The organism is Okeania sp. KiyG1, from assembly GCF_014132355.1.
In the GTDB taxonomy this organism is placed as follows: domain Bacteria; phylum Cyanobacteriota; class Cyanobacteriia; order Cyanobacteriales; family Microcoleaceae; genus Okeania.
In genome coordinates, this window is the sequence record NZ_BLZO01000159.1 from 1 (window position 1) to 18,935 (window position 18,935).

Consider the following 18,935-nt stretch of genomic DNA (forward strand, 5'->3'; position numbering starts at 1 on the left):
GACCTGGTTTAGCTCCTTTATAACCAACGATCGCCCAACTACCTCCATATTCGAGATTACCTACCATTGTCGAACCAATAGAAGAACAAGCTTTTTTCATGTTCTGTTCTACTTCGGTGCCTGTATAAATCTTTGGTGGCTATGGCAACTATTTCTCCTGCTTGTAAGTCTTCGATGATTTCAACGAATCTATCTACCTCCTCTGGTATCCCAGGATTAAAACTACCAGAGCTTTTCACTTGCCCATCTTTGCTGTCTAATACTATAAGATTCCAGCCAGATTTATATCCTCCTTCTATAGCTAGAATTTTTCCGTTGAGGTGAATTTGTGCTTCTCCTCCTTGAGGGAGATAGTATGGTGCTGCTGCCAGTATTGATGGTTTTGATATAGCTTCTACTACAAAAGTTCCTATATCTTTTACTACTTCTACCTCTTGGGTGTAGCTACTGCCAGTTTCTAACCAAAACATAGATTCATGGGCAGTGCCTGGCTCATGGCCTTTTATACCTATGAGGGTGTATGCTTGGCCGACTTTCAGATTGTCTATTTCAGCGCTGCCTATGGTTTTAAAAGCGGCTTTGGCTTTATCTGTTAGAGGGGTAGATACGGCATCACCTTTGATTGCTAGAGCAACTATTTTCCCTTCTGGCAGGTGGTTAATGAAATCAGCAAAGATGTCGCTGTTGCCAATGGGAGTATCAAATCTGTTACAAAATAGTAGTTTACCTGTGATTTCATCGAATACGGCCACATTGATGCCCCGACTATAGCTGCCGAAGTTAATTTCTTGGCCATCGATAGAAATTTTGGCTTTGGGTTCTCCTGCTCCATAATATTTGGCTGTATAGCCACTGGATGTAGCGGTTATAGTGATTTTTTTTATTGTCATGTGATGTTTGCTTGATTAGTTTTTATTAGTTTATAGCAGTGCGCGCTGGTATATTTACAAATTGCAGAAACTACCCAATATTTCCCGATCGCCCTATCTCCCCAAATTCCTCTCCTGGCTCCCCTCCTGGGAGGGTGGGGGTGGGTTGGGGGAGGAGCCGGGGTGGGTCCCCACTTTCCCTTCCTGGGAGGGCTGTTTCATTCTCGATAGACACGGGGACACATCAGACAGGAAGACGCGGGGACGCGGAGACACGGGGACACGGGGATGGAGGCTTTTAATTTATGATATTAAGTTGACTTTTCAGCGTCGCTTAAATAACAAAAATTCCTTAATTGACCTTCAAGGATAATTGATAAATTTGACGTTTTTCCTGACTATTTTGTCAAAATTTCGCAAATTTTCCCCATCTGTCTATTCCCCTCTCTGTGTTTCGCCAGAATGAAACAGCTCTGCCCTCTACGGTCGGGGGAGGGGCTAGGGGTGGGTCTCCACCATAAGAATCTAATTACACTTTGATATGACTCCTGACTCCTAAGAAATAACCTATTTATTTATAGCAAATATTTATAATATTGGTATAACATATCTAATTTGCAGGAGAAAAATAATATGCTTAATGGACTATTATCAGAACAAGGAAAAGATGATATAGAGAAACTAAAATCATTTTTATAAAGTGGTATTTCCCTAATTCATTAACTGATGAAGCACAGGAGTTTTTTCGGGAAGTTGCTGCTCTCAAAACTCAAAGTGTAGAGGAAACTTTACAGGAGATGATGAGGGGTACGAAAAAATATCTGGAGGCAATTAATACAGAAATTGAATTTAAAAATGATATCCCTACAGATATAAATAAATATGTGGATAAAATAGAGAAATTGGCTGGTGGTATCGAGTCTTGTTGGGATATTTTTTCGGTGGAAACTCGGCACTATTTTGTGAATATAGCTTACGGTTTTACTAAGGCAAGTTCTCAATGTAACGGATGGCAAGGTTTGTTAATTAGATTCAGATTAATTTTGTCTTCCCTACAACAAAAAGAAGATTTATTTGCTAAGTATCAAAAGTCTTTTTTGCTAATTCCAAAAGCTGTAGATAGAGCAATTGAATTGAGAAAATCAAAATCGGCTTCTAAGTTATGGGAGAAAGGTCAATATTTATTAAATAAAGGCACAGAAATAGATAACTCAGAAAAGGGAATTTTATTACCATATTTGAAACATTTGGGGCGTATTCCTGAAGAGCAATTAGAGAAAAATAAACCTGCTATGGCTTGGGAAAAAGCCAGAATGGAAGAAATTAAAAGAAAGTACAATGGGGAAGATTTATCATTATGATTGTAATTTTAGATTCAGGAGTGCTTGGCTTACTTGCTAGTCCTATTCAGTTATCAGTTATCAGTTATCAGTTGTCAAAATCATATCTCTATAACTAATAATAAAAATATTGATGCTGATATGATTATTTCTGCCCAATGGAGTATTCTCTGTCAAGAAACTCCTGGTAGAGGAATATATGTTGCTACTACTAATATGAAACATTTGAAAATATTTGTGGGAGAATATGCTCAAAATTGGCGGGATATTAAATTTTAGTTTGAGAGGATAAATAGATTGGCGATCGCTCTAATATTAAAAGCTATCTTTTTGTTTATATTTAATTAGAAATTAATTGATGATTCCTGCAGCACAACAACTTCCCGATTTAACAGGAAAAACCAAATCATAAGCTCTCACTATTTTGTCAAATTATGGCTTTCAATTTCAAGCACAAACTAGGGGAGGATATGAAACTTTTGCTCATGTAGATGGTAGTATAATTCACATTAGACCTAATGGCAAAATAGTTCGCACAGGTCCAAAAATCAAAACTTCCCAAGGTAAACCTTATCGTCGTCGCTACGACCAAAATGGTGATAAAATTCAATTTATCCCCGGAGCAAATACACACAATACAGGAGAAAAATTAATTATATGACTGCAACTATTATTTCTAATTTAACTACTTTTTTAGAAGACTTAAAAAGTGCTGACTTAGTTGGTATTTCCATGATTCCTAAAAATCTTGGATTACGTCTTGATTTTACCTACGGTCCGGAAGTAGGGGATGTAGCGATCGAACTATATCAAATTATCCATCTTGTTCTTTCTCAACCTCTTAATTACGAGGATACAGATTACTGTTTTTGGGTGGGAGAAGTGAAACTTCAGCAGTTATCTGAAACAGTTGCCCAAGTCTTATCATCTTTATCTTATCCTTTCACTAATTCTCAAAATTTAACAACTCCATTAATCCAGTTTTATTTGGAAGGGGATATTTGTTTAGAAGCAATTTGTCAAAGTTATAAAATTTTTCAAGAATTTAGAGGAGAGTAATAATTAAATTGGTTAAATAGACTTATTTTAATTTTGACTTATGATTAGCGATCGCTCCCAATTGACACCAGTCCAAATATGTGTTAAAAAATAATTATAAATATCTATATAAATCTATATAATATGTATATTTTATGGAGCAGCAAATCACTTGTAAAGTAGAATCATTCTGGGATGCAGAAGCAATGGTTTGGGTAGCAACAAGTCCCGATGTTCCTGGATTAGCAACAGAAGCAGACACCATTGAAGCACTCAGTCAGAAACTCCGGGAAATGATTCCAGAATTAATGGTTTTGAACAATATAATTTCCTCTGATTATGTTGGGTATATTGAATTTCAACTAACCAGTCATCGAGAAGAACAAATCAAAGTAGCTTCCTAAAATGGCTTCATCACTAACTCCTACTAACTCCTAAATTAAAAAAAATTCTCACACAAGCAGGTTGCTATTTTGAGCGACAGGGTAAGGGAGACCATGAAATTTGGTATAGTGCAATGACAGAACACCGATTTGTAGTAGATAATTCTATTAAATCGCGCCATACAGCTAATGCCGTTTTAAAACAAGCAGGATTACCTAAGTTTTTCTAGTGGATAAAACCAAGAAAATTAAGAGTAGTTAGTAGGGTGCTGTGAGCGATCGCTCCTACGTTTTCATATTTATCAATAGATTTGTAATTACCCACTCATTCCTTCCAGAATATTAGGAAATTTGGCTAAAAGAAGATTTATACTGAACCCGATTACTATGCTTCAAGGGTTTTAAAATATTCTGAGACCAACGGTTCATCTACCAATATCTATAATGTTTCTGGGGGTTGCAATTATATAGTAACAATATCTACCCTGAGTCATAATAACCCGCTTTTAATTAGTAGCAAATATCAATTGTTCCTCATTTAACGTAGAAATTAAATCCGCTTCATAAGTTGTAGGTTGGGTTAAGCGGCAGCGCAACCCAACAAAAACGTTTATATGCTGGGTTATGTTGGGTTTATCTTGCGGATAAGCTGCGCTAACGTCACCTCAACCAAACCTACAGAGTACTAGACACGGATTATGTCACGGATACAGGGATGATTTTTTTTTGCTAAGTTTGGCGATCGCTCCCCATTGACACTACTCCAAATATGTGCTAAATTTCCTATATCATAGTGTATGATTAACCCCTTTTTTTGCCAGCTATGGACAGATAACTTAACATTACCATCCCAGAAGCAACAATGCAATTAATTGAGCAAACAATGCCTCAAGAAAATCTGGATCAATTAATTAATAAAGCTCTAAATTTTTACATCAATCAAAACTTATCAGAAAATCTCAAGGAAGAACTACGCATCGGAGCTATAGAAAGAGCAGAAGGTGACTTAAAGAATAATTTTCATTCCCAAGTCAACAAAACTCTGCATATAACTCCAGCATCAAAAGGTAGTGGATATCAAGAAATATCAATTAATCACGATTCAGTTATTGCTGATATACCTAATCAGAAATAGTCATAAGATTAGATTACAAAAACTCGACTTTTCCGATCATATCTTCAGATTCTAATACTTCCCAAATTAGAATTAACCCGCGTAAAATTTCACCAATTGAACGACTTCCCTTGATACAATAAGCAATTCCGCTATGTGAAAAACCAGCATAATGTAGTCGCAAAAAATCTCTATCCTGAGTAAAAATAACCCGATTTTGATTAGCAGCAAATATCAATTGTTCCTCATCTGACAGAGAAATTAAAAAAGTTTTAATTCAGTATTTCCAGCCTCTTGCTGAAGCCAGAGTTACTGATAACTGATAACTGATAACTGAAATGACTTTCTCTTAATTTTTTTGCCACTAAAGAAGGAGTTTCAGCTTGCTTTGCTCTAGCAAATTCTTCATCCTCCAAAATTTGCTGTCTAATCTCCTCTAAATGGTCGTGATAATAAGTCAGAGCAGCATAAACATCAGCTAAAGTAATACTAGGATATTGAGAGACAATTTCATCTGGTGAAAGACCCATTTTTTCATGGCAAATAACAATATCTTCTACTCTAATTCGATGTCCAGCAATTCGAGGTTTTCCACCACAAATTCCTGGAGTAATTTCAATATGTTCTGTAATTGTAGATGTTTTAGACATAACTAATTTTGGAATACAAATAATAGATATATTTTAAAAGACAAAAGTTTATTTAGCGAACTGAGGAAATTTATTTAAGTTTAGGATTCGACATCGTAAATATCTTCTTCTGGTTCGTTCCACTCTGAAAAACCTGTTTCTGCTAGTTCCATCATGGTGAGAGTTTCTAGTCTTTCCTCAAGGTCTTCTATGAGGATTATTTGTTCCTGAATAGGTAATTTAAATATCAGAGCTTTTATTTCTTCTATAGTCGGGTTTGGAGTCATTTTTAAGTACAATTATTATTTTGAAATGGTTGAATAGGCTTATTTGGATTTGAACATATTATTAGCGATCGCTCCCTAGTAGCTAGACACTGATTTTGGCACGGATGTACGGATTATTTTTGGGGTTGTTTTGGCGATCGCTTCTACTTTTTCATATATATCAAGATGTTTATAATTTACCTATTCGTTACTATTTATGCTGTGTAATAATATATTGTTTAAATACAGGATTAAGGTAAAATACAGATTGGTTTTCTAATTCTTTTTTCTCAATTAAGCTGCGCCTGCATAAAGATTTCATGGCGTCTAAAAAGTCTGATTTGGATAATTCACTATTGACAGGTCGCTGGCAAATATTTACGGATTCATTTTGAGTAGCCAACCAGTAAGTTACTTTTTTTTCTAATGGAGATAAGCGCTCGAAGTGAGATTCTAAAATTAATTCTAAGTCTCCTAAATAAATCTCATTTTGCTCGGCTAAAAACTGGGAAACTCTACCATTGTAAAATTCCTTTATTGTTGCAGCGATAATATTTAACCAAGTGGGATGACCTTGATAAATACTTATTAATTCTGACCAGTTTTCCTCATCTGTTAATTCTTTTACTTTTGCTGCCAAGATTTTTGTGGCTTCTGCTTTTTCTAATCTTTTCAGATGTAAAGTTTTTATTGGATGATTTTCTGTTTCTAAAATAGCGATTTCTCTGGGTTTTTCCCAACTGATGAGAATTAGACAACTTTGATGAGATGAAGTAGCAATTTGTTCAAAAAATCTGCTGTAGTTTTTATAGCCTGGTAAATAGTTACCTGCTAATTCACCGCTTTGAAAAATATTTTCTACATCATCAAGAATGACTAGGCAACGATAAGTATTAAAATTATCAATAATTGTGGATAATGGAGTCGTTTGGGATTTGGAAAAACATTTTTTAAGCTCGGTTTTTAGAGTTGAAAGTTGAGGAGCATCATCAAGGGTTTTCCAAATAATGTAGTCGAATTCTGTGTTAATTTCTTCCACAAGTTTAAGAATAAGGGCGCTTTTTCCAATTCCACTTAACCCGTATATTGTTATTAGATGGATGTTGCTTTCTAATATCCATTGTTTGAGGGTAGATATTTCTGATGTGTGATGAGAATTGCAAGTTAATTTCGGTGCGTCTTTTAGATTAATTATTGGGGATTTATTTTTGTTTTGAGGAGTGTCAAGAGAAGATGGCGATCGCGCTTGCGTATCTTTAATATTTTGTATGAATTGACCACAAATATTAATATCAATTTCTTGTAATAAACAGTCACCGGAAGAGGAAACTTGAGAAACACGGTATTTTTTCTCTACCTTATAACGAAAATTAGATTTATTCAGGTCTTCTCCTAAGTCTTTACGGAATTTTTTCCATAATTTAGCAGCTTTTTTTTTGACATCAGATTCACTGCAATGGAGTTCTTCAGCTATTTGCCAATATTTTTTTCCTTGCCAAGTACTTTCTAGTATTTTTTTCTGAACCTCTGAGAGATTTTTTCCTGTTTGATTAAATATCAAATTATCTGCCCAATTTAAGACATCTTCAAAACTGTTCATAGGTAGATACTAATAAATATTTAGTCCAGTATATGCTGTCAAATATACTTTTTCAACTAAATCTACTAAATGTACTAAATTAGTTCAAAGTAGTGAGAAAAATTGGGTACTAAATGTACTTATTCAGAGTGGGCAAAACTAAAATGACAAAATAAAATTAAAGTGCAAAACAAACTAAAAAAAAGGGTAGCAGTTAAAATATGGCAGCATGCTGTAAACAAGTAGCAACAAGAGAGGCACGTTCAGCTATTACTAAGTGGGCTATAGGATTTGGGGTAGTGGACTTGCTTCCACTTGCACACCTCGTAATGGATAAAGGTGCTATCTCACTGGTTATCGAAGTTGGATCTATCTTTGATGTTTACTTAGATAGAACCGAAGCCAAGGAGATAATTGAGACAGTTATGCCTGATTATCTTAATGGCCATAAGGTTGCTCATGGCATCCTTGATTTAATCCCTGGCGTTGGATGGAAAGCCAAGTCAATAGTAGGTATGATATCTACATTAGAATTTGGAGATATAGTAATAGATTACTTTAATGATTATTCAGATCTTCCAGACTAAAAAGGAAATTTTGCTAAAAGAAGATTTATACTCAACTGAGCGATCGCCCCTTTCCAAACCAAGCAGATTTGAGGAGCGATCACTATTAAACCAACACAACTTCACTCCCCAGCAAATTGTAAAACCGTATTATAGAGACTAACGCTAATCCGAAAATTATTTTCAGAAATCAACCGATCCAAAATTGGCTTAATTTCTAAAATCAAACCTTTTCTCTTAGCTTCCTGCAATACAGCTAACAACCCACTTATTTTCTTAACTCCTAACTCCAAAGCTACCCTTCTTCCTCTACGTTCATCTATCAGCAACAAATCTGCATCCAGTTCTAAAGCTAAAATAATTGCTTCTGCTTCTCCTATATCTAAATCAACCTGCAGCTCCTCAACTTCTTGGCGATTTTCAACTGTCCGATTTTCAATCCAATCTAAAGTTTGAACCTCAACCGTACCAGGTATTGCTCCAAAGAAGCCATTTCATCATAAACTGCTTGAGGAATAATGACGCGATCGTAAAGTTGATCAAGAAGTTCTAAAGCTCCCACTGCTGACAAATTAGTAATAGGTGAAGTATCACTGACAACGATCATAACCTACCCATTTCCTGCAAAGTTTTAATATCCTCTTCAAACTCCTCAACATCATAATGGATGCAAATACCGCGTTCAGCGATTTCCCGCTGAAACTCTAATAAATTAATTCCAGCTAAACGACGAGCTTTACCAATACTAATTTTATCTTGTTGAAATAACATAATGGCAATTTCTAACTTTAATTGTGCTTCAGACATTCTAGCTGCTCTCAGCACGTCATCAGGAATAACCACACTCATTTTTTTCTTACCTCCTTTTGATTCTGGAATAGTGCAAATAGACTGATATAGATTTTAACATATTATTGGCGATCGCTCCCTAGTAGCTAGACACTGATTATGGCACGGATGTACGGATTATTTTTGGGGTTGGAAGGAGCGATCGCTTTAAATTTACACAATTGCAAAACAGAAAATAGTGAAATTTTCCAATATAATAAACAGAACAGTTTATTTGAAAAGTAAATCTTCGATTTTTACAGTAATACTTCCTTGATCGTCAATATTATTAAAAGACTTGACTTTGATTTTATCATTATCGCTAAGTATAGTTGAACAGGTCAATAAATTTCTTTTTCCCTCAAAAATATCGTAAAAATTTTGTTCATTATCATTTTCTATATCTCCTTCTTTAATCTCATTTCTATCATAAAAAATTGCTCCTTTAAAATTGATCTTAATAGAAGACCGATTATAATATTTATCTGGGTTCCCATAATTATTCAAAGTCAATAACATATACATTCGATTCATACTATCCCTAAATTTATCGTGAATTTCATCGAAGGAACTGTTAATCACTTTTCCTGACTTAGTTTTTCTGGGTTGAAGGGATGATTTCATCTCAACCAGAATAATATTCAATGTATAACTATTACCTTCATATTTCTGTAAAACCAACAATGCTACTTCTGTAGTCTTGCCACTTGTTGATATTCCAGGAATTTGTTTTTCTAGATTGACTCTCCAAATTTTTTCTACTTTGAATTTTTCATTGGCATAATCTAATTCTGTAATCTTGACTTGTTTTAATTTAGCTGTTTTCTTTCTTTCTTCTATTTCTATGAACTCATTATCTAATAATATTTCTTCTATTAATCTTTCCTTGGCTAAAGCTTTCTGAAATTCGTTTCTAACTAGAAAAGGGTCTTTGACATTTTCCTCATTAATAATCAAAAATTTGTTTCTTGATTTACTCATCTTCCCTTTCTTTTAGATAGACGTAATCAGTTAATATTTTCCTGGTTTTATCTAGAGAATCTATTATGTCTCTAAAGTTTCTAAAGTAAACTCCATATTCATCAGCTTCATAGTCAATTATTCTGCTGCCGTCAAAAAAATAAACCCCAATTTCATCTTTTGAGATGGAGTTATCAGTATAGACATATCTGAGGTTATTTTCCTCAACTATTTTATCAACAAAATCGCTGCTATATTCATTTTTCAGCACATCAAGATAGATGTAGTTATTCACAGCATTAGCCAAAAGTGGACTGTGAGTTGTAACTAATACTTTATTATCTTTTTGGGTAGCAAACTGAATTAATAAATCAACTAATTTCACTTGATTTTCTGGATGTAAATTTTCTTCTGGTTCGTCGATCATTAGAAAATTATTGTTTTCAGCAGCCCAATATTTTAAATAGAGGTAAAGCAAAGTTAATTGATTTACAGAAGAAGAAGTTAAGTGCATCGGTAAATCTTGGTCTTCTTTTGCAAATCTAAAATAAAATTCTATTGGGGAGATACCTTCTAAACTTTTTAAGACTATGTTTCCTCCCATTATTTCTATCAGTTTTTCGATAATATTTTCATAATGTGCCACTATTTCTTCATTTGGATTTAGAGAATAAAGTTTTTGAAATATATGATTTATTGGTTCAGTGTAATATTTTTTAAAAATATTAATATTAATAGATTGAAGAGTTTCTACACTGATTTTAGTTCTCTTAGTTCTGAAATTTTCCTCAACTAAATCAACAAATTTTTTTGCACCTTCTTCAAGCCTCTTTCTATCTATATCATATATATACTTATAAAAAGTTGGATAGAATTGACGATTTGAAGGTAAAAAAAATGTTGGATTTTCATGGTCATAGTTTAGTAAAATAAGCATTATGTAGCGAATAAAATATATTTTAATATCTCGCTTTACTTCTTCCTCAAAATTATTTCTAGGAACAAAATCAAAAAACCTTCGGGCAAAGTTTTTGGTTCAATAGTTATTGATAAAGAATTTCTAGGTTTATTCATAACCAAATAATTTAATTCCTTATAATCTCCAACATTAACATTAAAATTATTTTGATACTGACGTTGCTCAAATTCTTCTAGCCCATCTAATTCAAATGATATCTCTATATTAGAAGCAAAAGATGTAGATTTAAAATTAAATATATTGGCAATTTCTTCTCGCATAAATAACTCATACTCTGACAAAATATTATTCACTAAATCTTCAGAAATATTAATCTCATCCTGAATTTTAATAGGAAAATTTTCTAGTTGAGTAGAACGAGCAAATTTATTAATTACTTCTGAATTAAAAATTGCCCACAACAGTTGAGAAATGTAAGTTTTTCCACTATTATTATGACCAATAAAAACGTAAAATTTTTTAGATAAATCAATAGTCTGAGTATTGTTACGAATTGGACCAAAATTTTTAACGAGTAACTTCATTTTATTTTTATCCTTGACCGTTATTTCAGTTATCAAAAATCCGATTATACTTGCCTAATTTACAATAATTTTATCAAAATTGGCGGGATATTAAATTTTAGTTTGAGAGGATAAATTATGAAGTATTACTTTCTTGCCGTACTCTAGGGGTAAGTTTAATTATAGTTCGTTCAATTTTTTCTTCTTCTGTTGCTGGATTAACTGAAATTACCTCTTGAAACCTTGCTGAGTACAGATTATCTATTGTTAATTCAATTCCTTGATTTTCCATATTTTCCCAATTCTCTTTTGATATTATTCCAGAATATAATTTCTTAGTGTCTAACTCTTCTATTGTCAGTTTTTTTGTTTTCTTATCAGCTAATGATAGCCTACCATTGATTTCATACTCTTCTGGTTCTTCCTCTTCCATTTTATTAATAAAATCAATAGTCTTGAGTATATCATCGTAGGCTAATATCACATGACCTCCAGCATTTTCATTTAAAGAACCCCAATCAAAATTAAAGTCTGATTTTATAGGAGCTAAATAAAATAAAAAATAACGATATTTAGAAGCTGCTCTTCTTTTTATCCTTAGTAAAGTTTGTTTTAATTCTGCTTTGTCTAACTGATTACTTAACCTCAACAATTCTAAAAATATTTGAGCAATTCTTTCTGGCAATGGTCTTTCTAAAATATTAAGTTGACCATTTTCTGCCATAGTAAGTTTGATGCCAAAAGAACCTTGGAAAGTTTCAAATATTGATAATTCTGTTTGGTCTAAAATTTCTTTTGCTATTTTTCCTTTTGTATAAGTATTAGTCAATTCATATTGACCAACTGCATCAAAAAATCTTGTAATGATATTAATATTTTCCCCATTTGTTTTGCTGATAACTCTCTCTTGTATTTCTCAAATATAAATTTAAACCTCAAACTCAATATTTCACAATTTTTTTGAATTGCTACTTGCTGAGGATTTTTAAGTCCGGCAATAATTTCTGATTTTGGGCGTTCTTCAACTACTTCTAATACTCTAAATACATCATACATTCTGGATGCAAAATCAGCCAATTCTTTTTTTAATGGCAATAAAACAGAATATTTTTTCTGATTCTTGGTAATAGCTAAAATATAAGCTTTATCACCAAGTTTATCCTCCTCTTTCCATCCATTATCTTGAAGATAGTTATAGACAAAAAGTGAGTCTAAATAATTAAATTCTAGAATTTCATTGTTAGAGACTGTCATAACTCTTCCCTGTTATTTATTTTTCCATAATTTTTGACAAATTATCTGGTGTAAACAATTTTTTGCGTGATAACTTAACAGTAACAGTTTCCTTATTTTTTGTAGAAGGCTCCCCTTTTAAAGATGCCCAGTAACCACACTTTCTCATTACACACTCTTCTTGAGATATGGTCATCCATTCAGTAAATTTATCCGGAACTAGCACTACTATTAAAATTAAAGGGACTGTACTTTCCCCTCTAAGGGTATCGTAATTTTTTCTAGGTAAACGAAAGTTAATAGTATCTGCTTCAATTTTACTTATATTATTTGATGAAGTACATTTAACTTGAGCATCCACTTTGGGAAATAAACTTAGTCCTATTTCTCCAGGAGATTCTATTGTTAGATCTATTCCTGCATTATCCATAGGTCTAGATTTTTCTTCTACCGAGTACCCAGCTACTGCTGCAACTGCTCTTATATAGGCATAACTAAAGTATTCTTTCCGTGAATTTATATCCATTAATATAAATATATTGGCATAACTAATTTAATAAAAGTGGGTATTGGACACTTTATAAATATAACCATAAAATATCAATGATTTATCCATGTTCCTTATTCCCTGTTTTCTGGAAATGTCTAGTGAAAATGGTTCACATATTGTAGGTTTTAAAACTGCTAAATAAATAATTTTTAGCTTAGGTATTAACCTATCTTAATCTACAAAAATCACCTAAACTACTAATACCATATTTGGATAATTTAGTAATAATAATGTAGGTTGGGTTAAGCGACAGCGCAACCCAACAAAAACGTTTATATACTGGGTTATGTTGGGTTTATCCTACGGATAAGCTGCGCTAACGTCACCTCAACCCAACCTACAAATAGTGGGCAAAAAATCTCACCCAAAATTTACTTCAACCCTTCAACTAACTGCTCCTTCGCACTCTCCAATGCTTCCTTCAATTTACTCGGATCGCGACCCCCTGCTTGCGCTAAATTCGGACGACCGCCGCCGCCTCCTCCACACATTTTCGCTATCCCACCAATAAATTTCCCTGCTTGCAAACCTTTACCATTCACAGACTTACTAAAAGCAGCAACTAAACTAACTTTCTCCCCAGAAGCAGCACCCAATACCACAGCACTCTCGCCCAACTTTTGTTGTAACCGTTCCGCAGCAGTTTTCAACGCCTCTGCATCAACACCAGGCATTTCCGCTACTAATATTTGAAACTCACCCACAGTCTCAGCGTCTCCTAACAACTGGTCGGACTTTGCCACTGCTAATTCACCTTTCAACGCTTCCAACTGTTTTTGCGACTCCTTCAACTCCTGCTGCAAATTACTCACCCGCTCCGATAACTCCTCCGGTTTTGCCTTGAAGCGATCGCTCAATTCTTTAACCACAGTATCCCGGACATTCAAATAATCTAAAACTGCCAGACCAGCAACTGCTTCTATACGGCGCACCCCAGAAGAAATACCAGCTTCAGAAATAATTTTAAACACCCCAATTTCTGCCGTATTATTCACATGAGTTCCCCCACATAATTCCATCGACACTCCCGGATAGTCAACCACCCGTACCACATCGCTATACTTTTCACCAAACATAGCAACAGCTCCTTTTGCCTTTGCTTCATCCAATGGCATTTCCGCAACCGTCGCCGGATGTGCTTCAGCTATCCAACTATTTACCTGAGCTTCCACTTGCTCTACTTCCTCCGGTTTCAACCCCCGGGGACAATTAAAATCAAATCGCAAACGGTCAAAAGATACTAACGAACCCGCTTGAGAAATAGACTGGTCTACCAGAGACCGCAAAGCAGCTTGTAATAAATGTGTTGCGGTATGGTTTGCTTGCGCTCTGCGACGACAAGCAGCATCTATTTGAGCATTCACCGTTATTCCTAACTGTAACGTACCCCTTTCCACGCGACCGAAATGTACAAAAATATTATTCTGCTTCTGTACATCTTCTATCCGCACAACCATATTATCCCCACTCAGATAACCACGATCGCCTATTTGACCTCCAGACTCAGCATAAAAAGGTGTTTGGTCAAGCACCACTTGTACTTGAGTACCCGCTTCCGCAGACTCAACCTGTTCCCCTTCAGCTACTAACGCCATTACTTGCGCTGAGGAAGTCAAATCTGTATATCCTAAAAATTCCGTTTTGTCAACATCCAATTTTACCCCACCTTCAGCAGTCAAGTCAATAGTTTCGTGAGCTGACTGAGAACGTTCTTGTGCCAGTTTCATTTCTTTTTCAAACATACTGACATCAACAGTTAAACCATTTTCCTCTGCTATTTCCTGAGTCAACTCCAGTGGAAAACCATAAGTGTCGTATAACTTAAAAGCATCTTCCCCAGAAATTTGTTTAGTTTTCTGAGTTTCCGGTTTTGCCATAATTTCCGCCAACAATTTTTCACCCCGCTCCAATGTTTCCAAGAAGCGAGACTCTTCCCGTTGCAACTCAGCTTTAATAGCAGTTTCCCTCTCCCGCAAATTAGGGTAAATATCCTCAGAAAGAGCGATCGCTTTCTCAGCAACTTTGGATGTAAATTCCCCAAAAATGCCAATCAAACGTCCGTGACGCACAACCCTGCGAATTAACCGTCGTAAAATATAACCCCTGCCAACATTAGATGCAGTGACACCATCGGCAATTAAATGAGCTACTGCTCGTACATGGTCGCCAATTACTTTCAGGGAAATTTTGGTTTTGTCATCACTTTTTTTGTAGTCGATACCAGCAATATCCGCAGCAGTTTTAATGATCGGAAAAATTAGGTCAGTTTCATAATTATTCGGCACTTTTTGTAATATTTGCGCCATTCTTTCCAACCCCATCCCGGTGTCAATATTTCTGTTTTGCAATGGCGTGAGATTTCCCTCTGCATCCCTGTTGTATTGCATGAATACGAGGTTATAAAATTCGATAAACCTGCTATCGTCTTCCAAGTCGATGTTATCATCCCCTAATTCTGGATGGAAGTCGTAATAAATTTCTGAACACGGACCGCACGGACCAGTCGGACCCGATGCCCAAAAATTATCCTCCTCATCCATCCGTTGAATGCGGTGTGCGGGAATGCCAATTTTGTCGCGCCAAATAGCAAATGCTTCATCATCTTCTCGGAACACACTGACAACCAAACGGTCTGGAGGTAAACCGAAAATTTTTGTGGAAAGTTCCCAAGCGTAGGCGATCGCTTCTGGTTTGAAATAGTCGCCAAAACTGAAATTACCTAACATCTCAAAAAAAGTGTGATGTCTGGCAGTACGACCAACATTTTCAATATCGTTAGTGCGGATACATTTTTGGGAAGTAGTAGCGCGGGGATATTTCCGGGGTTGTTGTCCGAGAAATATAGGTTTGAATGGTAACATTCCCGCAATAGTTAGTAAGACCGTGGGGTCTTCGGGAACTAGAGATGCACTGGGTAAAATATTGTGTTCCCGTTGTGCGTAAAAGTCGAGAAATGTCTGTCGAATTTCGTTACCTGTGAGTTTTTTTGGAGACATAACTAATTATAATGTTCGGTTTTCTTGTTTTACAGGACTTACGCAGGTCAACCCAGAAACCCGGTTTATCGTAGATATTTATTGTCAAAAACAATGATTTATCCTAGAAACCTGGTTTCTTTGCGTAAGTCTTATTTTAGTTTACAGTCTATTCAGGCAAAATTTTACCTGTTTAAATTTTAGGTGTTGGATATTTGTGGTTGGTTCAGCAATGCCAATTTATTTATCTATTACTTCAATGGATTTTTAAAAAGTTATAAAATATCTATTCTTCCTCTAATTCTTCCAAAAATACATCCTCATAAAGCATCTCAATGGGAAAGCTAAAATCTACAGAAGTTAAAGTTACTTCATCCCCTTCTCCATAATTATAAAGTTCCCAAACACCATTTTCATTAGGTCGAAAACACTCCACTGTCATCTCTCGTGCATCAATTAAAACGTATTCTTTTAAAGTAGAAATATTGCGATAATTTTTAAACTTTTACCCCTGTTAAAAGCTTCAGTTCCTGGAGATAAAACCTCCACAACTAAGCAAGGATGATAAATAACTTTAGTGGCACGTCGGTCTCTTTGATCGCAACTTACCATGACATCAGGATAATAAAAAGGTCCTTTTTCGGATACTCCCAGTTTGACATCTGCCATTAATACTTTACACCCTTTACCCCGCAGATGATTTTTTAAAGCCGCTGCCAAATTAAGACTAACCTCATTATGAGGAATAGTTCCCCCAGTCATGGCAAAGACTTGACCGTTCATATATTCATATTTTATCGGTTGTTTCTCCTCCCAGTCAAGGTATTCTTGGGGGGTCATGTGAGTTGGTTTAGGAACTGCTACCATTGTTTTTCTCCTGGTAATTGAGGTTTCGATCTCATTTTAACATATTGGGGAACAGAGTTCTATTGATATTGTTTTCTGGCAAGTAGATTCAGCGATCGCTATTTTTGCTAGTGGGAGCGATCGCTCCTATTGTAATTACTTAGGAACTTCTAAGAAATAAATTATCCCAAAACTATCCAAAGTCAATATCTGTTTGATTACGACTTTAACTGTTGATGGCAGGTAGTAGATCAAGGAACGAAAGCGATCGCTTCTAGTAGCAAAGGTATTGACTATTTTCAGAGTATTAGGCACTGTCAGCTTTCTGGTTTGGCCGTTAAACAGTTTGCTGAGGATGTCCTTGTCTATACCCGTAGACCTGGCCAGATCAGCATTGCTACTGTTTCAAAGCCATTCCCGACTTCTTATTAATTGGAGGTCTTTTGCCAGAATAGTTAAAAAATCTTAATTAATTTATTTTTATAGTTTTTATGAGAGATTCTTATAAAAGAAATCTCAATGGGGTTAACCAACGGTTTGTAAATTGTTGCAAACAAACAAATTTGAGATTTAGTGCAAAAGCAGAACGCATCTCCTAGATTTTTACTTGATTTAACGCTTCCTGTCAATTTTATGGACTATTTACTATGAGTTTTCGCAACTATTGTCAATTTAAAGGTAAAGCCAAGTATTTTTCTAGTCTGGCTTTAACTTTGGTTTCACTTTTAGCTACTGCTGAAACTGCAGCTAGTTTCACTTTTACCAGGATTGCCGATAACAACCCCAACATAAACAACGGTTTCAGCAGCTTTGGTCAGGGGTTTTCTACCACCTGGAGCAGTAGTAACTGGTATGGTTCAGGTCAGAACAACTCTGGAGCCAGGGGACTCGCAATTAATGAGAAAGGAGAAGTAGCCTTTTTTAGTAATCTAAAGGCTGGCGGCACGAGTCTGCTGATCAACAACACTAAACCTAACTTCCTCAACGGAAGCAGTAAAGTCGTTGCTACAACTGGTGAACCTCAGCTTACCGGTTTTGGTCAGGGACTCTCCCTCAACGAGAAAGGAGAAGTAGCCTTTTTCGGAAATTTGGCTAATGGCGCACAAGAAATTCTGGTTGGTAATGGCAATAATACCAACCGCAGAACTATTGCTAGCACCAACGACCAATACAGCAGTTTCGCCCAAGGAGTATCTCTTAACAATAAAAAACAGGTGGCATTTTATGCTGATTTGGATGCAGGTGGTTCAGAAATCTTTAAAAGCAACGGCGTTCAGACCACCCAAATTACAAATTGCTCCAATAATGTAGGCGGAGCCGAATGCCCAGTCACTAATAACAGACCTTCCATCAACAACAAGGGAACGGTTGCCTTTGCAGGCGTGAATGGCATTTTCAGCAGTAAAGATGGGAATATCATCAATAACATCATGTCTGATCCTGCCACTTTCAAGGCTGGGCGATACCATGACGTTAGTATCAATAACGACAATAGAGTAGTTTACCGAACTGGGTTGAATAATGGGGCAAGCGCTGCTATCTTGAGCAGCAGCAACACAAATACCAATATAATTGCAGGTAACACTCCTCCCATTCATAGTGTTTCCCGGAGTCCTGCCATTAATGACAATGGAGAGGTCGCCTTTATTGGTGAGTGGAATCGTTACAGGAGCTTTGGCATTTTCACTGGTATGCCAGACTACCTCTCCCCCAAGTATAATGGGAATATCGCTCTAGCATGGCAAGATATGCTGGCAAATGATAAGGTGATTATGACTGGCGATACTCTCTTTGGTTCTACAGTGACGGCTCTTTCGATCGATCGGGAAAGCATGAATAACAATGGTCAGATTGTCTTCTGGGCCCGGCTTGCTAACGGTATCCAGGGCATATATCGTGCCGAACCTGAAGCAGGTGAAGCCCAAGCTAATCCGCTGCTGCCAGATGTAGTTCACGATCCTCTAGGAGAGGAGGGACCGATTTACCAGTTTATTAATCAGCAAGGACGTCGGTGGTTTGATCCGCCCTCTGCTACTGGCTTCAACTTCGAGATGACTGGCGATTCTTTGTTTACAGAGATTCTGAGTTTACCTGGCGGTTTTGATGCTCCTTTTACTGTTTCAATCGGGGATATAGTTGTTGGCGAGTTCACTGGAGGTGACAGCATAGACTTTGTTTCCCTACTCGGTACAGGGGTTAAAGAGTTTAGCGTTACAGGAATCAATGTCGATCCAACCGATCCTACTGTTTTTCCAATAAAACTTGATTTTGATACCG

At 35.8% G+C, this 18,935-nt stretch carries 26 protein-coding genes and 1 pseudogene; 9 read left to right on the forward strand and 18 right to left on the reverse strand.

Annotated features, from left to right (window positions below):
- Together SAGCYANO_RS50980 and SAGCYANO_RS36195 are read right to left on the reverse strand one after the other, a co-directional pair.
- Positions 1 to 100: interleukin-like EMT inducer domain-containing protein (locus tag SAGCYANO_RS50980; protein ID WP_375340054.1), on the reverse strand; the 100-nt coding region annotated here is incomplete at its 3' end.
- The gene (locus tag SAGCYANO_RS36195; RefSeq protein WP_202224459.1) at positions 57 to 890 is read right to left on the reverse strand and encodes an interleukin-like EMT inducer domain-containing protein; all 834 of its coding nucleotides are present in this window, start codon (positions 888 to 890) and stop codon (positions 57 to 59) included. The genes SAGCYANO_RS50980 and SAGCYANO_RS36195, both read right to left, overlap by 44 nt.
- Before the next feature lie 776 nt (positions 891 to 1,666).
- Here SAGCYANO_RS36195 and SAGCYANO_RS36200 point away from each other — a divergent pair.
- The 7 genes from SAGCYANO_RS36200 to SAGCYANO_RS36230 all read left to right on the forward strand — a co-directional run bounded on the left by SAGCYANO_RS36200 (position 1,667) and on the right by SAGCYANO_RS36230 (position 4,765).
- On the forward strand, positions 1,667 to 2,230 hold the full coding sequence (locus SAGCYANO_RS36200) for a hypothetical protein (RefSeq protein WP_202224460.1): 564 nt from the start codon (positions 1,667 to 1,669) through the stop codon (positions 2,228 to 2,230).
- A 24-nt stretch (positions 2,231 to 2,254) separates the two neighbouring features.
- A complete protein-coding gene (locus SAGCYANO_RS36205) occupies positions 2,255 to 2,488 on the forward strand; it encodes a hypothetical protein (RefSeq protein ID WP_202224461.1) in 234 nt (77 codons plus the stop codon).
- A 145-nt stretch (positions 2,489 to 2,633) separates the two neighbouring features.
- Positions 2,634 to 2,870, forward strand: coding sequence for a hypothetical protein (locus tag SAGCYANO_RS36210; RefSeq protein WP_202224462.1), 237 nt, complete (start codon positions 2,634 to 2,636; stop codon positions 2,868 to 2,870).
- Positions 2,867 to 3,268: a hypothetical protein gene (locus SAGCYANO_RS36215; protein WP_202224463.1), complete on the forward strand. Its 402-nt coding sequence runs from the start codon at positions 2,867 to 2,869 to the stop codon at positions 3,266 to 3,268. The genes SAGCYANO_RS36210 and SAGCYANO_RS36215 overlap by 4 nt, the downstream gene beginning before the upstream one ends.
- A 134-nt stretch (positions 3,269 to 3,402) precedes the next feature.
- Positions 3,403 to 3,651: a DUF1902 domain-containing protein gene (locus SAGCYANO_RS36220; RefSeq protein ID WP_202224464.1), complete on the forward strand. Its 249-nt coding sequence runs from the start codon at positions 3,403 to 3,405 to the stop codon at positions 3,649 to 3,651.
- A 44-nt stretch (positions 3,652 to 3,695) separates the two neighbouring features.
- Positions 3,696 to 3,860, forward strand: coding sequence for a type II toxin-antitoxin system HicA family toxin (locus tag SAGCYANO_RS36225; RefSeq protein WP_202224480.1), 165 nt, complete (start codon positions 3,696 to 3,698; stop codon positions 3,858 to 3,860).
- 632 nt (positions 3,861 to 4,492) lie between these two features.
- Positions 4,493 to 4,765, forward strand: a complete 273-nt coding sequence (locus SAGCYANO_RS36230; RefSeq protein WP_202224465.1) for a hypothetical protein — start codon at positions 4,493 to 4,495, stop codon at positions 4,763 to 4,765.
- A gap of 13 nt (positions 4,766 to 4,778) precedes the next feature.
- On the opposite strand, the gene SAGCYANO_RS36235 is transcribed toward SAGCYANO_RS36230, so the two are convergent.
- The 4 genes from SAGCYANO_RS36235 to SAGCYANO_RS36250 form a co-directional block, all read right to left on the reverse strand.
- Positions 4,779 to 5,021: a DUF5615 family PIN-like protein gene (locus SAGCYANO_RS36235; RefSeq protein WP_202224481.1), complete on the reverse strand. Its 243-nt coding sequence runs from the start codon at positions 5,019 to 5,021 to the stop codon at positions 4,779 to 4,781.
- Positions 5,017 to 5,394 carry a DUF433 domain-containing protein gene (locus SAGCYANO_RS36240; protein ID WP_202224466.1) on the reverse strand — a complete coding sequence of 126 codons (378 nt, stop codon included), beginning with the start codon at positions 5,392 to 5,394 and terminating at the stop codon, positions 5,017 to 5,019. Before SAGCYANO_RS36240 ends, SAGCYANO_RS36235 begins: the two co-directional genes overlap by 5 nt.
- Positions 5,395 to 5,474: 80 nt before the next feature.
- A complete protein-coding gene (locus tag SAGCYANO_RS36245; protein ID WP_202224467.1) occupies positions 5,475 to 5,660 on the reverse strand; it encodes a hypothetical protein in 186 nt (61 codons plus the stop codon).
- A 190-nt stretch (positions 5,661 to 5,850) separates the two neighbouring features.
- Positions 5,851 to 7,239: an NB-ARC domain-containing protein gene (locus tag SAGCYANO_RS36250; RefSeq protein WP_202224468.1), complete on the reverse strand. Its 1,389-nt coding sequence runs from the start codon at positions 7,237 to 7,239 to the stop codon at positions 5,851 to 5,853.
- Between the two features lie 200 nt (positions 7,240 to 7,439).
- Here SAGCYANO_RS36250 and SAGCYANO_RS36255 point away from each other — a divergent pair, with 200 nt between their 5' ends.
- Positions 7,440 to 7,805, forward strand: a complete 366-nt coding sequence (locus tag SAGCYANO_RS36255; protein WP_202224469.1) for a hypothetical protein — start codon at positions 7,440 to 7,442, stop codon at positions 7,803 to 7,805.
- A 101-nt stretch (positions 7,806 to 7,906) separates the two neighbouring features.
- Here the strand turns inward: SAGCYANO_RS36255 and SAGCYANO_RS49690 are convergent, their stop codons facing one another.
- The 12 genes and pseudogenes from SAGCYANO_RS49690 to SAGCYANO_RS36310 all read right to left on the reverse strand — a co-directional run bounded on the left by SAGCYANO_RS49690 (position 7,907) and on the right by SAGCYANO_RS36310 (position 16,973).
- A complete protein-coding gene (locus SAGCYANO_RS49690; protein WP_307786278.1) occupies positions 7,907 to 8,116 on the reverse strand; it encodes a DUF3368 domain-containing protein in 210 nt (69 codons plus the stop codon).
- A 113-nt stretch (positions 8,117 to 8,229) separates the two neighbouring features.
- The gene (locus SAGCYANO_RS49695) at positions 8,230 to 8,391 is read right to left on the reverse strand and encodes a hypothetical protein (protein ID WP_307786279.1); all 162 of its coding nucleotides are present in this window, start codon (positions 8,389 to 8,391) and stop codon (positions 8,230 to 8,232) included.
- Positions 8,388 to 8,633, reverse strand: coding sequence for a UPF0175 family protein (locus SAGCYANO_RS36265; RefSeq protein ID WP_202224470.1), 246 nt, complete (start codon positions 8,631 to 8,633; stop codon positions 8,388 to 8,390). The genes SAGCYANO_RS49695 and SAGCYANO_RS36265 overlap by 4 nt, the downstream gene beginning before the upstream one ends.
- A gap of 210 nt (positions 8,634 to 8,843) precedes the next feature.
- Complete coding sequence (locus SAGCYANO_RS36270; protein ID WP_202224471.1) at positions 8,844 to 9,593, reverse strand: hypothetical protein; 750 nt, start codon at positions 9,591 to 9,593, stop codon at positions 8,844 to 8,846.
- Positions 9,586 to 10,509, reverse strand: a complete 924-nt coding sequence (locus SAGCYANO_RS36275) for an AAA family ATPase (protein WP_202224472.1) — start codon at positions 10,507 to 10,509, stop codon at positions 9,586 to 9,588. Before SAGCYANO_RS36275 ends, SAGCYANO_RS36270 begins: the two co-directional genes overlap by 8 nt.
- Positions 10,510 to 10,544: 35 nt before the next feature.
- Entirely contained in the window at positions 10,545 to 11,075 is a 531-nt protein-coding gene (locus SAGCYANO_RS36280) for an AAA family ATPase (RefSeq protein ID WP_202224473.1), read from the reverse strand.
- Positions 11,076 to 11,190: 115 nt separating this feature from the next.
- Positions 11,191 to 11,883, reverse strand: coding sequence for a hypothetical protein (locus tag SAGCYANO_RS36285; protein ID WP_202224474.1), 693 nt, complete (start codon positions 11,881 to 11,883; stop codon positions 11,191 to 11,193).
- Entirely contained in the window at positions 11,880 to 12,308 is a 429-nt protein-coding gene (locus SAGCYANO_RS36290) for a hypothetical protein (RefSeq protein ID WP_202224475.1), read from the reverse strand. Before SAGCYANO_RS36290 ends, SAGCYANO_RS36285 begins: the two co-directional genes overlap by 4 nt.
- A 16-nt stretch (positions 12,309 to 12,324) precedes the next feature.
- On the reverse strand, positions 12,325 to 12,813 hold the full coding sequence (locus SAGCYANO_RS36295; protein WP_202224476.1) for a DUF4365 domain-containing protein: 489 nt from the start codon (positions 12,811 to 12,813) through the stop codon (positions 12,325 to 12,327).
- A 395-nt stretch (positions 12,814 to 13,208) separates the two neighbouring features.
- On the reverse strand, positions 13,209 to 15,833 hold the full coding sequence (gene alaS, locus SAGCYANO_RS36300; RefSeq protein WP_202224477.1) for an alanine--tRNA ligase: 2,625 nt from the start codon (positions 15,831 to 15,833) through the stop codon (positions 13,209 to 13,211).
- Positions 15,834 to 16,098: 265 nt separating this feature from the next.
- Positions 16,099 to 16,679, reverse strand: a pseudogene (locus SAGCYANO_RS36305) (Uma2 family endonuclease).
- A gap of 135 nt (positions 16,680 to 16,814) precedes the next feature.
- Complete coding sequence (locus SAGCYANO_RS36310) at positions 16,815 to 16,973, reverse strand: hypothetical protein (RefSeq protein ID WP_202224478.1); 159 nt, start codon at positions 16,971 to 16,973, stop codon at positions 16,815 to 16,817.
- A 332-nt stretch (positions 16,974 to 17,305) separates the two neighbouring features.
- Here SAGCYANO_RS36310 and SAGCYANO_RS36315 point away from each other — a divergent pair.
- On the forward strand, positions 17,306 to 18,935 hold a 1,630-nt coding region (locus SAGCYANO_RS36315; protein ID WP_202224479.1), incomplete at its 3' end, for a hypothetical protein.

Coding starts and splice junctions, on each gene's coding strand:
- SAGCYANO_RS36195 (WP_202224459.1), bottom strand. CDS start 890: ATGACAATAAAAAAAATCACTATAACCGCTACATCCAGTGGCTATACA.
- SAGCYANO_RS36200 (WP_202224460.1), top strand. CDS start 1,667: ATGATGAGGGGTACGAAAAAATATCTGGAGGCAATTAATACAGAAATT.
- SAGCYANO_RS36215 (WP_202224463.1), top strand. CDS start 2,867: ATGACTGCAACTATTATTTCTAATTTAACTACTTTTTTAGAAGACTTA.
- SAGCYANO_RS36220 (WP_202224464.1), top strand. CDS start 3,403: ATGGAGCAGCAAATCACTTGTAAAGTAGAATCATTCTGGGATGCAGAA.
- SAGCYANO_RS36230 (WP_202224465.1), top strand. CDS start 4,493: ATGCAATTAATTGAGCAAACAATGCCTCAAGAAAATCTGGATCAATTA.
- SAGCYANO_RS36240 (WP_202224466.1), bottom strand. CDS start 5,394: ATGTCTAAAACATCTACAATTACAGAACATATTGAAATTACTCCAGGA.
- SAGCYANO_RS36245 (WP_202224467.1), bottom strand. CDS start 5,660: ATGACTCCAAACCCGACTATAGAAGAAATAAAAGCTCTGATATTTAAA.
- SAGCYANO_RS36250 (WP_202224468.1), bottom strand. CDS start 7,239: ATGAACAGTTTTGAAGATGTCTTAAATTGGGCAGATAATTTGATATTT.
- SAGCYANO_RS36255 (WP_202224469.1), top strand. CDS start 7,440: ATGGCAGCATGCTGTAAACAAGTAGCAACAAGAGAGGCACGTTCAGCT.
- SAGCYANO_RS49695 (WP_307786279.1), bottom strand. CDS start 8,391: ATGATCGTTGTCAGTGATACTTCACCTATTACTAATTTGTCAGCAGTG.
- SAGCYANO_RS36265 (WP_202224470.1), bottom strand. CDS start 8,633: ATGAGTGTGGTTATTCCTGATGACGTGCTGAGAGCAGCTAGAATGTCT.
- SAGCYANO_RS36270 (WP_202224471.1), bottom strand. CDS start 9,593: ATGAGTAAATCAAGAAACAAATTTTTGATTATTAATGAGGAAAATGTC.
- SAGCYANO_RS36275 (WP_202224472.1), bottom strand. CDS start 10,509: ATGCTTATTTTACTAAACTATGACCATGAAAATCCAACATTTTTTTTA.
- SAGCYANO_RS36280 (WP_202224473.1), bottom strand. CDS start 11,075: ATGAAGTTACTCGTTAAAAATTTTGGTCCAATTCGTAACAATACTCAG.
- SAGCYANO_RS36290 (WP_202224475.1), bottom strand. CDS start 12,308: ATGACAGTCTCTAACAATGAAATTCTAGAATTTAATTATTTAGACTCA.
- SAGCYANO_RS36295 (WP_202224476.1), bottom strand. CDS start 12,813: ATGGATATAAATTCACGGAAAGAATACTTTAGTTATGCCTATATAAGA.
- alaS (WP_202224477.1), bottom strand. CDS start 15,833: ATGTCTCCAAAAAAACTCACAGGTAACGAAATTCGACAGACATTTCTC.